Below are 16,508 nucleotides of genomic sequence, written 5' to 3'. Positions count from 1 at the left end.
CAGTGTCGGTTATCCGAAAAGCCTCTTTCCCAGGCGCGATGCGTAGAACTCGCCTATGATTCCCTTCCGGAAGAGGAGGACGCATGCCATGAAGATGACGCCGGTTACGATCGTGACGGGGAAGTCGGATGTTGCGAGATAGTTCTGGAGGGCGACGACGAAGGCGGCGCCGACGATGGGGCCGATGAGCGTGCCAATGCCGCCCAGAAGCGTCATCAGGATCACTTCGCCCGACATCTGCCAGCCGACATCGGTCAGCGTTGCAAACTGGAAGACGAGCGCCTTCAGGCCGCCGGCAAGACCCGCAAGCGCTGCCGACATGACGAAGGCTGCAAGCTTGTAGCGGTTGACGGAATAGCCCAGCGAGATGGCGCGGTTTTCGTTTTCGCGCACGGATTTCAGGATCATGCCGAAGGGCGAGTTGATGATGCGCCAGATGACGAACACGCCCAGCACGAACACCGCCAGCACAAAATAATACATGATCATCGGGTGGTTGAGGTCGATGATGCCGAAGAGATAGCCGCGCGGCACGCCCTGCAATCCGTCCTCGCCATGGGTGAAGGATGCTTGCAGGCAGAAGAAGAAGAACATCTGCGCCAGCGCCAGCGTGATCATCGTCGAATAGATGCCCTGACGGCGAATGGCGAGATAGCCGATGACGAGGCCGAGGGCTGCGGCGGCAAGGACGCCGAGCACGAGGCCAAGCTCCGGCGTGACGCCCCAGACCTTGACCGTATGGGCGGTGATATAGGCCGCGCCGCCGAAGAAGGCGGCATGGCCGAAGGACAGGATGCCGGTATAGCCGAGAAGAAGATTGAAGGCGGAGGCGAACAGCGCGAAGCACAGCATCTTCATCAGGAAGATCGGATACACCATGAAGGGTGCGGCCAGCAGCCCGACAAGGGCAATGCCGAGGATGACGGCCGAGAGGCTGTTGACGGCAGGCGCCTTGCTGTCGCGCGAGGCCGTATTTGCCTTGAGAGCGGTATCAGCCATGTCAGGCCTCCTTCCCGAACAGTCCGGCGGGGCGCACCAGAAGAACGATAGCCATGATGACGAAGATGACGATGCTGGAAGCTTCGGGATAGAAGACCTTGGTAAGACCTTCCGCCAGCCCCAGCACATAGCCGGTGATGATGGCGCCGAGGATCGACCCCATGCCGCCGACCACCACCACGGCAAAGACCACGATGATGATGTTGGAGCCCATCAGCGGGCTGACCTGATAGATCGGCGCGGCCATGATGCCTGCAAGACCGGCAAGGGCGGCACCGAGCGCATAGGTGAAAGTCAGAAGCAGCGGAACATTGATGCCGAAGGCCTTCACCAGCGTCGGGTTTTCCGTCGCGGCGCGCAGATAGGCGCCGAGCTTGGTCTTTTCGATCAGGAGCCATGTGCCAAGACAGACGATGAGCGAGGCGACGACCACCCAGGCGCGATAGTTCGGCAGGAACATGAAGCCCAGATTATGTCCGCCCGCAAGCGACGGCGGCACCGCATAGGGCTGGCCTGCCGCGCCATAATAATAGCGGAACGTGCCTTCGATGACGAGCGCCAGGCCGAAGGTGAAGAGCAGGCCATAGAGCGGGTCGAGATTATAGAGCCGCGACAGCGCCACGCGCTCCACGATCGCGCCGCCCAGCCCGACGATGAGCGGGGCGAGGATCAGCGCCGGCCAGTAGCCGATGCCGAGCCAGCTCAACAGCAGATAGCCGACAAAGGCCCCCAGCATATATTGCGCGCCATGGGCGAAGTTGATGATGCGCAGGAGGCCGAAGATGATGGCAAGGCCGAGGCTCAGCATCGCATAGAAGGAGCCGTTGATGAGGCCGACCAGCAGCTGCCCGAGAAGTGCCTGCAAGGGTATTCCAAAAATCATTGTCATTCAGACCCCCAATGCATGCGTGAGTTCTGCCATGCGGGCGGGCAGTTCGGCGGTGGGGAAGTTGTCCGTCACCACGCCATGATCCATGAGGTAGAAGCGGTCGGCGACCTTGGCGGCAAAGCGGAAGTTCTGCTCGACCAGAAGCACGGTCATGCCGCGTTTCTTCAGTTCCACCAGCACATCGCCGATGCGCTGCACGATGACGGGCGCAAGCCCCTCGGTCGGCTCGTCGAGGAGCAGCACCTTGACGCCGGTGCGCAGGATGCGCGCAATCGCCAGCATCTGCTGCTCACCGCCCGACAGCTTTGTGCCGGGGCTGTTGCGGCGCTCATGCAGGTTGGGAAAGAGTTCGTAGATCTCATCGAGCGACATGGCGCTCTGGCCGTCCCTGGAGACGACCGGCGGCAAAAGCAGGTTTTCGTGCACGTTCAAGGTGGCGAAGATGCCGCGTTCTTCCGGAACAAAGCCCAGACCCGCATAGGCGATGCGGTGCAACGGCACGCGCACGATGTCCTTGCCGTCGAGCGTGATGGTGCCGGTGCGCTTGCGGATGATGCCCATGATGGCGCGCAACGTCGTCGTCTTGCCGACGCCGTTACGGCCCAGAAGCGTGATCGTCTCGCCGGGCCAGATGTCGAGGTCGACGCCGTGCAGGGCATGGCTTTCGCCATACCAGGCATTGAGCCCGCGCACGGACAATAGCGGTTGGCCTCTATTCATGTTCGGTTCCCATATAGGCGGTGCGCACGCGCTCGTCCTTCGAGACGGCGGCGTAATTGCCGGAGGCAAGTATTTCGCCGCGTTGCAGCACCGTGACGTGGTGGGCAATGTCGGCCACCACCTTGAGATTGTGTTCGACCATCAGCACCGCGCGGTCCTTCGCCACATCGGCGATGAGGGCGGCGATGGTATGGACGTCCTCATGGCCCATGCCGGCCATCGGCTCATCGAGCAGCAGCACCTTGGGATCGAGCGCCAGCGTGGTGGCGATCTCCAGCGCGCGCTTGCGGCCATAGGACAGATCGGCGGCCAGCGCATGGCGGGCATCGGCAAGGCCGACGCGCTCCAGAAGCGAAATCGCCTGCGCGTCGAGCCGGTCGAGCGCCGACAGCGGACGCCAGAACTGCGTGGCAAGCCCGTTGGGGCGCTGCAGCGCGACCTTGACGTTTTCCAGCACCGTCAGATGCGGAAAGGTTGCCGAAATCTGGAACGAACGCACCAGCCCCATGCGCGCCACCCTGGCCGGATCGGCTCTGGTGATGGTTTCGCCCAGTAGCGTGATCTCGCCGCTCGATGGCTGCAGGAATTTGGTCAGGAGGTTGAACACCGTCGTCTTGCCCGCGCCATTCGGCCCGATCAGCGCGTGGACGCGGGCATGTTCCACATCGAGATCGACGTTCCTCACCGCGTGAAAGCCGCCAAACGACTTGCCCAGTCCGCGCGCCGACAGAACCGTCCGGCCGCCGGATGAGCCGCCATCGTCCGGCCCTGCTTCATGCAGGGCCGTCATATTGCCAGTTGCTGCGTTCATTCAACCAGCCTCTTTTACTGCTTCACAAGCGGGCAGCCGCTTTCTTCCGGCTTCATGTAGGCCTGATCGCCGGGAATGGTGGCAAGGACCTTATAATAATCCCAAGGCGCCTTGCTTTCATCAGGCTTTTTCACTTCCATCAGATACATGTCGTAGATCATGCGTCCGTTGGGGCCGACCTTGCCGTGGCGGGCGAAGACGTCTTCGACCGGCATTTCATGCAGCTTCTTGGCAACGGCTTCGGTTTCGTCGGTGCCTGCTTCCTTGATCGCCTTCAGATATTGCGTGACGGCGGAATAGGTGCCTGCCTGAATCATGTTCGGCATGCGGCCCGTGCGCTCGAAGAAGCGCTTGCCGAATTCACGCGATTCATCGTCGCGGTCCCAGTAGAAGCCTTCCGTCAGCGTCAGCCCCTGTGCGGCTTCGAGGCCGAGGCCATGCACTTCGGCGAGCGTGAAGAGCAGGGCTGCGAGGCGCTGTCCGCCAGCAACGATGCCGAATTCCGCCGCCTGCTTGATGGCGTTGGAGGTGTCGAGACCGGCATTGGCAAGACCGACCACTTTCGCGCCGGAGGCCTGTGCCTGCAGCAGGAAGGAGGAATAATCGGTGGTCGCCAGCGGGTGGCGCACCGAACCCAGCACCTTGCCGCCCTTGGATTCCACGAACTTGGTCGTCTGCTCTTCCAGCGAATAGCCGAAAGCATAGTCGGCGGTGAGGAAGTACCAGGTGTCGCCGCCCTGCTGCACGAGCGAGCCGCCGGTGCCGACGGCGAGCGCATGGGTGTCATAGGCCCAGTGGAAACCATAGGGCGTGCACTGCTTGCCGGTCAGTTCCGACGTGGCCGCGCCGGTGTTGATCGTGATCTTTTTCTTGTCCTTCGACAGGGCCTGCACCGCGAGGCCGACCGATGAGGTCGTCAGTTCCATGATGGAATCGACCTGCTCGGTGTCGTACCACTGGCGCGCAATGTTCGAGGCCACGTCCGGCTTGTTCTGGTGGTCGGCCGTGATGATTTCAATCGGCGCATCGAGCACCTTGCCGCCGAAATCCTCGGCAGCCATCTTGGCAGCTTCGAACGACCATTTGCCGCCGAAATCGGCATAGACGCCGGACTGGTCGTTCAGAATACCGATCTTGACCTTGCCGTCGGAAATTTCCGCCGCCGACGAGATAGCCGTGGCGGCGAAAAGCGCCGCCGTTGCCAATGCGAGACATTTCATGAAGTGCTCCTCCCAATAACACCTTGAGCCATTGCGGAAAAACCGCACGGCATCCTCCTTCAAGCAGTCTTTCGAAATCGGGAAACAGCTTTTCCTCTTCGCCGTTCGCCCTCTGCCCGCGCCCGGTTTGTTCCTCCACCCGGGCTTTGAATTGAACGGTAGCATTGACAAATGCGTACAAGAACAACAATTTTTGAACATTGTCTGTTCAAAAATGTACAGAGGCGGTGGCGCGGGTCATCTCTGCTGTCTGGGAGGCGGCGTGCGGCAGTTTACATGGGACGATCTGCAATATTTTCTGGCGGTTGCCCGCACGGGACAGCTTTCGACGGCGGCGCGGCAATTGCGCACCAGCCATGTCACGGTGCTGCGGCGGATCGACCGGCTGGAACAGGCCCTGGCGACCAAGCTTTTCGAGCGGAACCCGCGCGGCTATCTGCTGACGCCCATCGGTGAACGGCTGGTGACCTCTGCCGAGGTCATGGAACGCGAGGCGGTGAAGTTCCAGACGGAGGCCACGGGCAATCTGGCGGCGCTGTCGGGCGTCGTGCGGCTTTCGACGCTGGAAGGCTTTGGCAATTTCTTTCTTGCCGACCGCCTGCCGGTGCTGGCGCAATCCTATCCGAGCCTGTTCGTGGAAGTGGTGACGATCCAGCAGATCATGTCGCTGTCACGCCGCGAGGCGGAATTGTCGATCACGCTGCATATGCCGCGCACCGGTCCCTATCACAGCGAGAAACTGACGCCCTATCGTCTCTTCATCTATGGGCATCGCGATTATCTGGACCGGCATCCGCCGATCAGGACGCGCGAGGACATGGCCCGGCATCCTTTCATCGGTTACATCGACGATATGGTTTTCACGCCCGGCCTCGATTACATGCGCGAGATCCTGCCGGGGCAGCGCTGTACCTATCAAAGCTCGAGCATCCATGCGCAGCTAATCGCCACCCAGATCGGCTATGGCCTGTGCGTGCTGCCTTATTTCATCGCGAGCCGGCACCCGGAACTGGTTCCGGTTCTGCCGCGCGAGATGCATCTGGTGCGTGAATACTGGATGAGCTGTCACATCGATGTGGTCGCCGCACCGCGAATCCGGGTGTTGAGCGATTTCATGATCCGCGCCGTGCGCGAGTCGTCAGCAATCTTCCTTGGGGAACCCCTGCTGCGGGCATGATATGGTGTGATTGCCGTTCAGATCGTGCCGCCGCCGATGGCGACGATGCATGTAATGACGAGTGCGGTAAAACCGAACCCGATAATGAACAGATTAAGTGTTCTCATGACCCCTCCCTTTCAACCCAGGGGCGTTATGTTCGACTTGCGGTGGAATGTCTACCTTAAATTGCAACTATCCAGACTAAAGTGGTAGAGCCGTTCTTCAGCCGTTCTCACGCTCGATATCCCGGCGAAGCACGATTGCCGTAGTGAGATCCTCTACCGTCTCGTGGGTGGCGATGAGATCGCGCAGGCGATTGAGGCGGTCTATGGAGGGAACTTCAACCTCCACGATCAAATCGAGCTGGCCGCTTACCGACGATACGCGGCGTACTTCGGCATGGCGCGCCAACTCGTCGAGAAGGCCAAGCGCCGGGGTGCGCTTGAGGCTGACCAGAATTATGGCGCGGATGATATTGCCGTCGATCTGGCCAATATCTGCCCGATAGCCGCGAATGACGCCGCTTTTCTCCAGATTGGCGACACGTTCGCCGGTGGCGCTGCGCGAAAGCCCGATACGGCCCGCAAGCGTCTTCAACGGTATGCGCGCCTCCTTGGAGAGAATGGCCAGTATCTCACGATCCTTCGCATCCAGTTCCCGCATGGTCGGATGTGCTCCCGCCGTAAATGTGCCGGTCTATTCCGGCAAAGTGCCGGTCTGACCGACGCCTTGTCTGATGCCTGAAAATCGCGGACATGCCAAGCTCCTCCTGTTGCCTCCCATTCATATTCAACCCGTGAAGCGCTTCCCATGACCGATATTTCGCATCCCGCTCCCGATTTCTCGCCAGAAGAGGCCGAAGTGCTGGCCCAGCTTCATTTCGGCGTGACGGCGAGTGCTTCGCCGCTCGACAGCGAGCGCGACCGCAATTTCCGCCTGAAAACGGGCAATGGGTCAGGGGACTGGATATTGAAGATCGTCAATGCCAGCGAACCGCCCGTGGAAAGCGAATTCCAGACCGCGCTTCTCCAGCATCTGGCCAAGGCCGATCCGGCGCTTGCCGTGCCGCGCTTGAAGGCGAGCCTGTCGGGCGAGGTGCTGGCTTCTGTCGAAAAGGATCAGGGCAAGCCGCATGCGCTGCGGGTGGCGAGCTGGCTTCCCGGCACGCCGCTTGCGGAAGTCCTGCGCACCAGAATGCTCATGCACAACCTTGGCGCAGCGCTCGGCGAACTTGATCGCGCCTTGCAGGGCTTCATCCATCCGGGCGCGCTTCGCGATTTCGACTGGGACCTGCGTCATGCGGGGCGGGCGCGCGACCGGCTGCATTTTATCGACAAGGCGGAAGACCGCGCTGTCGCGGAGCGCTTCCTTGCCCGTTTCGAGCGCGATGTGGCGCCGAAGCTGCCATTGCTGCGCGCGCAGGTGATCCACAACGACGCCAATGACTGGAACGTGCTGGTCGACACCCAGGAGAATGAACGCATTGCCGGGCTGATCGATTTCGGCGATTCCGTCCATACGGTGCTGATCGCCGAAGTGGCGATTGCCTGCGCCTATTCCATCCTGGACATGGACGACCCGATCGGAGCAGCCGCTGCCCTTGCCGCCGGGTTCCATGCGAAATATCCGCTCCTGCCGCAGGAAATCGATCTTCTGTTCGACCTGATCGCGATGCGTCTCGTGACGAGTGTCACGCTGTCGGCGTCGCGCCGCGAAAAGACCGATGACAATCCTTATCTGGCGATCAGCGAAGCACCTGCATGGCGGCTTCTGCACAAGCTGGACGCCATGAACCCGCGCTTTGCCACCGCGATCCTGCGGAAAGCCTGTGGTTTCGATGCAGTGGAGGGTGCCGGTGCGGTGCGCCGCTGGATCGCCGCGAACAGCAAGGCTTTCGCGCCTGTCGTGCGCCCGCATCCTGCCACGATGACCAAGGCGCTGGTGCCTTATGGCGACCCGGCCCATGTGATGACGGTCGATTCCGCCGGGCAGCGCCCGAAGGAAGCAACAGCCTGGTGGGATGATTTCTGCGCCCGCAACCGTATCGAACTCGGCATCGGGCCATGGGGCGAAAGGCGTACCGTTTATACCGACGAGGCGTTCCGTTCGCGCTTTGTCGAAGGCGAGCGGCGTGTCCATCATCTGGGGCTTGATCTGTTCATGCCCGCAGGCACGCCTGTCTACACGCCGCTTGCAGCCATCGTGAAAAGCGTTGAGATCGAGACCGCGCCGCTTGGCTATGGCGGGTTGATCGCGCTGGAACACCAGCCGGAGGACTGCCCGCCCTTCATCACGCTCTGGGGCCATATGGCGCATGAGGCGATGTCGCGGCTGAAACCCGGCCAGAAGCTCGCCGCTGGCGAACTGGTCGGCTATATGGGCGACATGCACGAGAATGGCGGCTGGACGCCGCATCTCCATTTCCAGATTTCGACCGATACCGGCCTGACGGCTGCGGAAATTCTGGGCGTGGGCGAAAATGCCTTTCTCGATGTATGGGCCGACATCTTCCCGGATGCAGCAGCCCTTGCAGACATTCCGGCGGAAGCTTTCCACCAGAGCGGGCGTACGCGCGCCGAAATCGTCAGCGCGCGCAAGGATATCCTGCTGCCGAACCTCTCCATCTCCTATACCGAGCCGATCAAGTTCGTGCGCGGCGAAGGCGCATGGCTGATCGACAATCGGGGCCGCGCCTATCTCGACTGCTTCAACAATGTCTGCCATCTCGGCCATGCGCACCCGGAAGTGGTGGAGGCAATTGCCAGACAGGCGGCGATCCTCAACACCAATACGCGCTATCTGCATGACAATATCGTTTCCTATGCCGAGCGGCTGACGGCAACCTTGCCGGAAGGTTTGACGGTGGCGTCATTTGCCTGTTCGGGCAGCGAGGCGAACAGTCTGGCGCTGCGCATGGCGAGCGCGCATTCGGGCCAGCGCGATGCGCTGGTGCTCGACTGGGCCTATCACGGCACGACGCAGGAACTGATCGATCTCAGCCCCTATAAATATAAGCGCAAGGGCGGCAAGGGCCGTCCGGACCATGTGTTCGAGGCCACCATTCCCGACAGCTATCGCGCACCGGAAAACTGGTCGCTGGCAGAACATGGCAAGCGCTTTGCCGAAAGCGTGGCCGAACAGATCGAGGCCATCAAGAAATCTGGACGCGGCCCCGCCTTTTTCATTGCGGAATCGATCCCCAGCGTGGCCGGTCAGGTCTTCCTGCCAGAAGGCTATCTGCGTGAAGTCTATGCGATGGTGCGCGCTGCTGGCGGCGTCTGCATTGCAGATGAGGTGCAGGTCGGCTTCGGCCGTGTCGGCAGCCACTGGTGGGCGTTTGAAATGCAGGACGTGGTGCCGGATATCGTCACCATGGGCAAGCCCATCGGCAATGGCCACCCGATGTCGGCTGTGGTCACGACCCGCGAAGTCGCCGACAGCTTCAACAATGGCATGGAATATTTCAACACGTTTGGCGGCAATCCGGTTTCCTGCGCAGCGGGTCTGGCGGTGCTGGATGTGATCGAACGCGACGGCCTGCGCCGTAATGCGCTGGAGACAGGCAACTATCTCCTCGACGGGTTCCGCGCAATGCAGAAGCGCTTCGACATTATCGGCGATGTGCGCGGGCAGGGGCTGTTCCTCGGCATCGAACTGGTCACGGATCGCAAGACCAGGCAACCGGCAACCGCGCTGGCCAAAAAGATCAACGACGGCGCGCGCGAACGCGGCATCCTGATGGGAACCGAAGGCCCGTTCGACAATGTGCTGAAAATGCGTCCGCCGATGATCTTCAGCCGCGCCAATGCGGATCATCTCCTGAACGTTCTGGAGGACAGTTTCGCGACTGCGCTGAAATAGGGCCTGACCCTGGTTCGTGTCTGATCGAAATAACAACAAGCCCGGCGGGAATGTCGCCGGGCAATGGATCGGCTTTGCTCAAATTCCGAGGCTAGGGCCGATATTCTGGGAGGAGGAACAATGAAAAATATTCTTTTGGGTTCGTTGCTGGCGGCGGGCTTTGCCCTGTCCGCTCAAGGTGGGGCGCAGGCGGACACGCTTTCGACGGTCAAGGAACGCGGCAAGCTCAATTGCGGCGTCAGCCAGGGCGTCGCCGGCTTTTCATCGCCGGACGATCAGGGCAAATGGACCGGCTTCGACATCGATTTCTGCCGCGCGGTTTCGGCAGCGGTCTTCGGTGATCCCGACAAGGTGAGCTTCATTCCGCTTTCGACCAAGGAACGCTTTACCGCCTTGCAATCCGGCACGGTCGATCTGCTTTCACGCCAGACGACATGGACGCTCTCACGCGATGCGGGCATGGGCATTCTTTTTGTCGGCACGGCCTATTATGACGGGCAGGGCTTCCTGATCCGCAAGGACCTTGGCGTCGACAGCGCGCTGAAGCTCGACGGCGCGTCGGTCTGCACCGAACAGGGCACCACGACCGAACAGAACGCCGCCGATTATTTCAGCGCCAACAATATCAAGTATGAGCCGGTGGTGATCGATTCCGCCGACGGTATTCTGAAGGCGTTCGAAACGGGCCGCTGCGATGTCTACACGACCGACGCATCCGCGCTCTACGCTCAGCGCCTCAAGCTTGCCGAACCAGACGCCTTCACCGTTCTGCCGGAAGTGATTTCCAAGGAGCCCCTTGGACCTGCCGTCCGACAGGGCGACGACAAATGGTTCAACGTCGTCCGCTGGACCCTGTTCGCGCTGCTTGAGGCAGAGGAACTGGGCGTCACGCAAGCCTCGGCTGAAGCGGACCTCAACTCAAAGAAGCCGGATGTGCGCCGTTTCCTCGGCTCGGAAGGCGATGGCGGCCAGCAGCTCGGCCTCGAGCCGAAATGGGCCTATAATGTCGTCTCCACGATCGGCAATTATGGTGAAATGTTTGAACGCACCATCGGCAAGGGCAGCCTGCTCAAGATCGACCGCGGCCTCAATGCATTGTGGAACAAGGGCGGGCTGATGTATGCGCCGCCTGTAAAGTAAAGCCAGATAAAGCGGATGAGAGAGCCCCGGAAAACCGGGGCTCTCTTGTTTTTACTTCTGCTTCGCAAAACCCTGTTCGCGCATCTGGCTGAGGCTCATCTTCGGGGAAAGCGCTTCGGGATCGATGCGGATTTCGATGAGGCCGGGTTTGCCGGACTTTTCGCAAGCCTCGAAGGCGGGGGCGAAATCCGCCGTCTTCTCCACCACTTCACCATGCAGGCCATAGGCGCGCGCCAATGCCGCGAAGTCGGGATTGGCAAGGCCGGTGCCCGAAACGCGGCCCGGATAGGTGCGCTCCTGATGCATGCGGATCGTGCCGTACATGCCGTTGTTCACGACGATGAAGATGGCGTTGGCGCCATATTGCGCCGCCGTAGCCAGCTCCTGTCCGTTCATGAGGAAACAGCCGTCGCCTGCAAAGGCAATGACGGTACGTTCCGGCGCGGTAAGCTTGGCGGCAACCGCAGCCGGTACGCCATAACCCATCGAGCCGTTGGTGGGCGCAAGCTGGCTGCGATAGGTGCGGTACTGGTAGAAGCGATGCGGCCAGGCGGAATAGTTGCCCGCGCCGTTGGTGATGATGGCGTCGGCTGGCAGATGCGCACGCAGCCATTCCATCACTTCGCCCATCTGAACTTCACCGGGGATGACCGGCGACTTGATGTTGTCGCGATAATCGGCATTGGCGCTGTCGGTCCACGCCTTCCAGCGAGGGTCGGCGACCGGCGCAAGCCTGGCCGCTGCCGCACAGAAGGCAGGCATGGAAGCATTGACCGGAACGTCCGCATGATAGACGCGGCCCAGTTCCTCAGCGCCCGGATGGATATGGACAAGCTTCTGCTGCGGCACCGGAATGGAGACGAGTTCATAGCCCTGCGTCGTCATTTCGCCAAGGCGTGCGCCGATCACGATCAGCAGGTCGGCATCGCGCACGCGCTGCGCCAGCCCCGGGCTGATCGAGGTGCCCATTTCGCCAGCATAAAGCGGGTGAGTGTTGTCGAACATATCCTGACAGCGGAAGGAAGCAGCGACCGGCAGGTGCATGTTTTCTGCAAATTTGCGCAGGTCGCTGACGGCATCGTCATTCCAGCCGCCACCGCCGACGATCACGAGCGGCCGTTCGGCCTTTGCAAGCAGCGCTTGCATGTCCTGCAATTGGTCCGCGCCCGGATGCATCTGAACCTGCTTATAGGCCGGTGTGTCGCTGACGGCGGCATAGGATGTCAGCATGTCTTCCGGCAGCGCGATCACGACCGGGCCGGGACGTCCGTTGACGGCGCGGTGAAAGGCCTGGCTGACGAGTTCCGGTATGCGGGCCGCATCGTCGATCTGGACGACCCATTTGGCCATCTGGCCGAACATGCGGCGATAATCGATTTCCTGGAAGGCCTCGCGCTCGACCTGATCGCTGGCGACCTGTCCGATGAAGAGCAGCATCGGCGTCGAGTCTTGAAAAGCGGTGTGCACGCCGACGGAGGCGTTGGTCGCGCCCGGGCCGCGGGTGACGAAGCAGATGCCGGGCTTGCCGGTCAGCTTGCCATAGGCTTCCGCCATATAGGCCGCGCCGCCTTCCTGCCGGCAGACGATCAGGTCGATCGCATCGCTGGCATCGTGAAGGGCGTCAAGCGCAGCGAGATAGCTCTCGCCGGGTACGCAGAAGACGCGGTCGGCCCCGTGGATGCGCAGCGCATCCACCAAAATCTGGCCTCCGGTACGGGCATTGGGTTTGCTCGTCATTGTATGCATTTCCTCAATCTCACCATGTCTGGCTCGCCATTCCGGCTTGCCTTGCAAGGGCGGTTTTTCCGCCTCTTTTCAAAAAGATCGTCCCGAAATTCCGGACAATTCATGTGTTTGGGGGAACGGGAACTCATGGTCAGACGCACCCAAATGGCCGACAGGTGCACCGGGCCTTGGTCTCGCGGCCGGGTTTTACCCTCAGCCGTCTGCTTTTCCTCCCAGTCAAGCACGCTGATATGAACATAGCCAGCGGTGCGAATACAGATTAAACATCATGACCAAACAGTATGAACTCATGATGCACCGGTATGGAGGAAAGGCAATGGCCAAGGAAAAGACGGGCGAGATCCGCATCGGCATTGGCGGCTGGGCCTATGAACCGTGGGATGAGAGCTTCTATCCCGAGAAACTTCCGAAGAAGCGCCAGCTCGAATATGCGTCGAGCAAGCTCACTTCCATCGAAATCAACAGCACCTATTACGGTCCGCAGAAACCTGCGACCTTCGCCAAATGGCACGATGAAACACCGGACGGTTTCGTGTTTTCGCTGAAAGCGCCGCGTTTTTCCACCAATCGCCGCGTGCTGGCCGAAGCGGGCGAAAGCATCGAGAAGTTCATGACCGGCGGCATGATGGAGCTGAAAGACAAGCTCGGCGTGGTCAACTGGCAGTTCATGGGAACGAAGAAGTTCGATCCCGTGGATTTCGAGGCGTTCTTGAAGCTTCTGCCCAAGCGGGTCGACGGGCGCGATGTGCGTCACGCGGTGGAAGTGCGCCACGATAGTTTCAACTCGCCGGAGTTCATTGCGCTGCTGCGCGAATATGGTGTGGCAGTGGTGATTGCGGGCGACAGCGACTTTCCCCAATTTGCCGATATGACGGCGCCTTTCGCCTATTTCCGCATCATGGGGACGAAGGAAAGCGAGTCGGGCGGTTATGGCAAGGACGAACTCGATCAGTGGGCGGCGCGCGCAAAGGCAGTTGCCGCCGGAGAGCTTGCCGAAGGGTTGAAGACCGTCACGCCGCCCGTTGCCGATTATATCGCCCGCGATGTCTATCTCTATGTCATCAGCGGCTATAAGGCGCATAATCCGCATGCGGCCATGGCCTTGATCGAACGGATAAAATGATGCCTCGTGGCGGCTGTTGATTTCATCTGAGTCGCCTGAGCATCATGTCAAAATTCGATCTTCCCGCGCTAGAAGCTTTCGTTCGCACCGTTCCGCAGCACTATAAGGGGCCGGGCGGCGCGGTCGCCGTGGTGAAGGATGGCAAGGTCGTCCTGCGCCACGCCTGGGGCTTTGCCGATCTTTCGGCGCGCAAGGCGATGACGCCGCAAACGCGCATGCCGATCTGCTCGATCAGCAAGCAGTTCACCTGCGCCGTGTTGCTGGACAGCGTTGGCGAGCCGGAAGTTCTTGACGATGCGCTTGCCGCCTATCTCGACAGGTTCACGGAAGAGCGCCCGAGCGTGCGCGACCTGTGCAACAACCAGTCGGGCCTGCGCGATTACTGGGCGCTGACTGTTCTGTGCGGGGCCGATCCGGAAGGCGTCTTTCTGCCGGAACAGGCGCAAAGCCTGCTGCGCCGCCTGAAGACCACGCATTTCGCGCCGGGCACGCATTATTCCTATTGCAACGGCAATTTCCGCATTCTGGCTGATCTTATCGAAAGCCATACGGGCCGAACCCTGGTCGAGCTTCTGGCGGAGCGTATTTTCAAGCCTGCGGGCATGAAGACCGCAGAACTCATCCCCGATACCGCGCTGTTCGACGAATGCACCGGCTATGAGGGCGATACGGTGCGCGGGTTCCTGCCTGCCGTCAATCGCATCCACTGGATGGGCGATGCGGGCATCTGCGCGTCGCTCGACGACATGATCGCCTGGGAACAGTTTATTGACGCGACACGCGACGACGAAGACGGAATCTATCGTCGCCTGAGTGGTCCGCAGACTTTCAGCGATGGCAATGCGGCTCCCTACGGCCTCGGCCTCAAGTTCGAGGAAGCAGGCGGCAGGCGGCTCACCGGCCATGGCGGGGCGCTGCGCGGCTGGCGCTGCCAGCGCTGGCATTGCGCTGATGAGCGTCTCTCGACGATTGCCCTTTTCAATTTTGAAGGCGGCGCGTCCGATGTCGCCTTCAAGCTGATGAATATCGCGCTTGGCGTTTCCACGACGGAACAGGTCCGGGTCGAAGCCGATGCCGCTTGGTTCGGCTCGTGGCTGGACCATGAAACCGGCCTTATGCTGAGCCTCGAAGATGCCGGGCGCGGGCGCATGAAGGCGCGTTTCGGCACCGGGCCGGAAGTGATGGATGTGGTGGGCGAGAACGAAGCGCGCTCCTCGATGACGACGATCCGCCGCAAGGGCGATACGATCCATCTGACGCGTGAGGATGAAAATCTGAGCCTGACGATGCAGCGCCTGAAAGGGGCGGCGAAGCAGGATATCGCGGGGCGCTATCGCAGCGACGAGCTTGAAGCCGATCTTCTGATTGTCAATGAGGGCGGCGCTTTCTACGGGGCCTTCGAGGGTTTTCTCGGCAAGAGCGACATGTATCCGCTCTATGAGGCAGGCCCGGATGTCTGGCTGCTGCCGGTACAGCGCTCGATGGATGCGCCGTCGCCGGGCGAATGGAAACTTGTCTTCCATCGCGATGCCAAAGGCGGGATAACAGGCATGACCGTCGGCTGCTGGCTGGCGCGGCATGTGGACTACAGGAGAATTCCGGAATGAGCGAACTGAAAGTCAGGACCCGCGAGACGGGCGCCGTCGCTGAAATGCCGCATGGAAAGCTTCCGGTCATTACCACGCCGACCGGCGGCGTTGTGGAAATCGTCACCAGTGTCAGTCAGGCAGGCTTCAACCCGCTCGACCTCATCTATTCGTCGGTCGCGGCCTGCATGGCGCTCAGCGCGCGCATCGCTGCCGGCCAGCTCGAGCTGAAGGACAAACTGACCGATGTGCGGGTGGAGGTGAAGGGCGACAAGGCGCATGAAGGGCCGTCGCGCATCGAGCGGTTCGATATCACCTTTCATTTCGGTGGCGATCTGACCGAGGATGAAAAGCACCGGCTTGCCGAAATGGCCGAGGAAATCTGCACGGTCAGCAATACGCTGCGCGGCGAGCCGCAGTTTGATCTGAAGGTATCGTAACCTTGAGAGTGGTTCTATATGATGGAGCCGTAAGAACCTCTCTCTTTCTCCTTTACCGCATTATCGAACGCAAAACCCGTTCCCACTCTCAAATAACGTCCCGGATGCGATCGACGCCAAGCTTGATGACGCTTTCCATGGCCTGACGCGCTTTCTGCGGGTCGCGCGATGCGATGGCATGGGCAATGCGCAGGTGATTGGCCGCGCATTCGGCAATGCCTTCCCGCGATGCCGCAGGCGATGAAAGCTGGAACGAGATTGCAAGCGCCGCCTCGATCAGGCCGCTGACCGAGCGCATGAACGGGTTGCCCGACATGCGGGCGATGGCGAGGTGGAATTCCAGATCGACCTTGGCGATGGATTCAGGCGTGTGGTCGGGATTGTCGAATTTGGCGGCGAGGGCATAAAGTTCGACGATCTCGTCGCTGGAGGCGCGCTCTGCTGCCGCTGCCGCTGCCGCCGGTTCCAGCGCCATGCGCATTTCCGCCAGATGATCCACGAAGACTTCATCGAAGCCCGCCTCGAAGCGCCAGGTCAATACGTCGGGATCGAAGAAATTCCAGCTGGCATGACCCAGAACGCGCGTGCCGACCTTGGCCTTGGGTTCGATCAGGCGCTTGGCGGCAAGCGTCTTCATCGCCTCGCGCAGGACGGTGCGGGATACGCCGAAGCGCAGCGACAGTTCATGGTCGCCGGGAAGGATCGAGCCTTCGGGAATGTTGCCCGCGACGATCCCACGGCCCAGTTCCCCCACAACCACCGCGTGGCTGTTATGGCGCTTGCGTCCGGTTATGGCCGTTTCCAGCAATCCCAA

General features: G+C 61.0%; 14 protein-coding genes. 6 read left to right on the top strand and 8 right to left on the bottom strand.

Annotated features, from left to right (window positions below; translation table 11 throughout):
• Window positions 1-9 precede the first annotated feature (9 nt).
• Genes ABWW28_RS13240 through ABWW28_RS13220 form a run of 5 tightly spaced genes read right to left on the bottom strand, consistent with a single transcriptional unit; the run spans window position 10 to window position 4,639 of the window.
• Complete coding sequence (locus ABWW28_RS13240) at window positions 10-999, bottom strand: branched-chain amino acid ABC transporter permease (protein ID WP_021587072.1); 990 nt, start codon at window positions 997-999, stop codon at window positions 10-12.
• A 1-nt stretch (window position 1,000) separates the two neighbouring features.
• Entirely contained in the window at window positions 1,001-1,888 is an 888-nt protein-coding gene (locus tag ABWW28_RS13235; RefSeq protein ID WP_006467529.1) for a branched-chain amino acid ABC transporter permease, read from the bottom strand.
• Window positions 1,889-2,608 (bottom strand): ABC transporter ATP-binding protein, encoded by a 720-nt coding sequence (locus ABWW28_RS13230; RefSeq protein WP_151659054.1) that lies wholly within the window; start codon window positions 2,606-2,608, stop codon window positions 1,889-1,891. It abuts the gene before it with no gap.
• Window positions 2,601-3,419, bottom strand: coding sequence for an ABC transporter ATP-binding protein (locus ABWW28_RS13225; protein ID WP_006470028.1), 819 nt, complete (start codon window positions 3,417-3,419; stop codon window positions 2,601-2,603). The genes ABWW28_RS13230 and ABWW28_RS13225 overlap by 8 nt, the downstream gene beginning before the upstream one ends.
• Before the next feature lie 14 nt (window positions 3,420-3,433).
• Complete coding sequence (locus ABWW28_RS13220) at window positions 3,434-4,639, bottom strand: ABC transporter substrate-binding protein (RefSeq protein ID WP_006472976.1); 1,206 nt, start codon at window positions 4,637-4,639, stop codon at window positions 3,434-3,436.
• 262 nt (window positions 4,640-4,901) lie between these two features.
• Here ABWW28_RS13220 and ABWW28_RS13215 point away from each other — a divergent pair, with 262 nt between their 5' ends.
• Window positions 4,902-5,816 carry a LysR family transcriptional regulator gene (locus ABWW28_RS13215; protein WP_006472975.1) on the top strand — a complete coding sequence of 305 codons (915 nt, stop codon included), beginning with the start codon at window positions 4,902-4,904 and terminating at the stop codon, window positions 5,814-5,816.
• Window positions 5,817-6,020: 204 nt separating this feature from the next.
• Here ABWW28_RS13215 and ABWW28_RS13210 read toward each other — a convergent pair whose 3' ends face one another.
• Window positions 6,021-6,461, bottom strand: a complete 441-nt coding sequence (locus ABWW28_RS13210; protein ID WP_006472973.1) for an Lrp/AsnC family transcriptional regulator — start codon at window positions 6,459-6,461, stop codon at window positions 6,021-6,023.
• A 147-nt stretch (window positions 6,462-6,608) separates the two neighbouring features.
• Between ABWW28_RS13210 and ABWW28_RS13205 the strand changes: the two genes are divergently transcribed.
• Both ABWW28_RS13205 and ABWW28_RS13200 read left to right on the top strand, forming a co-directional pair.
• Window positions 6,609-9,659: an aminotransferase class III-fold pyridoxal phosphate-dependent enzyme gene (locus tag ABWW28_RS13205; protein ID WP_112670403.1), complete on the top strand. Its 3,051-nt coding sequence runs from the start codon at window positions 6,609-6,611 to the stop codon at window positions 9,657-9,659.
• 120 nt (window positions 9,660-9,779) lie between these two features.
• Window positions 9,780-10,799 carry an amino acid ABC transporter substrate-binding protein gene (locus ABWW28_RS13200; RefSeq protein WP_006467521.1) on the top strand — a complete coding sequence of 340 codons (1,020 nt, stop codon included), beginning with the start codon at window positions 9,780-9,782 and terminating at the stop codon, window positions 10,797-10,799.
• Window positions 10,800-10,850: 51 nt separating this feature from the next.
• On the opposite strand, the gene ABWW28_RS13195 is transcribed toward ABWW28_RS13200, so the two are convergent.
• Window positions 10,851-12,536: a thiamine pyrophosphate-binding protein gene (locus ABWW28_RS13195; RefSeq protein ID WP_176588196.1), complete on the bottom strand. Its 1,686-nt coding sequence runs from the start codon at window positions 12,534-12,536 to the stop codon at window positions 10,851-10,853.
• Between the two features lie 325 nt (window positions 12,537-12,861).
• On the opposite strand from ABWW28_RS13195, the gene ABWW28_RS13190 reads away from it, so the two are divergent.
• From ABWW28_RS13190 to ABWW28_RS13180, 3 genes are read left to right on the top strand one after another with little or no spacing between them, the layout of a single operon-like run.
• The gene (locus ABWW28_RS13190) at window positions 12,862-13,668 is read left to right on the top strand and encodes a DUF72 domain-containing protein (protein ID WP_152848536.1); all 807 of its coding nucleotides are present in this window, start codon (window positions 12,862-12,864) and stop codon (window positions 13,666-13,668) included.
• Window positions 13,669-13,712: 44 nt separating this feature from the next.
• The gene (locus tag ABWW28_RS13185; RefSeq protein ID WP_112670399.1) at window positions 13,713-15,275 is read left to right on the top strand and encodes a D-aminopeptidase; all 1,563 of its coding nucleotides are present in this window, start codon (window positions 13,713-13,715) and stop codon (window positions 15,273-15,275) included.
• Window positions 15,272-15,694, top strand: coding sequence for an OsmC family protein (locus ABWW28_RS13180; protein WP_021587064.1), 423 nt, complete (start codon window positions 15,272-15,274; stop codon window positions 15,692-15,694). The genes ABWW28_RS13185 and ABWW28_RS13180 overlap by 4 nt, the downstream gene beginning before the upstream one ends.
• Before the next feature lie 88 nt (window positions 15,695-15,782).
• Here ABWW28_RS13180 and ABWW28_RS13175 read toward each other — a convergent pair whose 3' ends face one another.
• Complete coding sequence (locus ABWW28_RS13175; RefSeq protein ID WP_006467514.1) at window positions 15,783-16,508, bottom strand: FadR/GntR family transcriptional regulator; 726 nt, start codon at window positions 16,506-16,508, stop codon at window positions 15,783-15,785.

The sequence above is a fragment of the Brucella sp. NBRC 14130 genome (assembly GCF_040371715.1).
GTDB lineage: Bacteria > Pseudomonadota > Alphaproteobacteria > Rhizobiales > Rhizobiaceae > Brucella > Brucella intermedia.
This window is presented reverse-complemented; position numbering and strand designations above follow the sequence as displayed.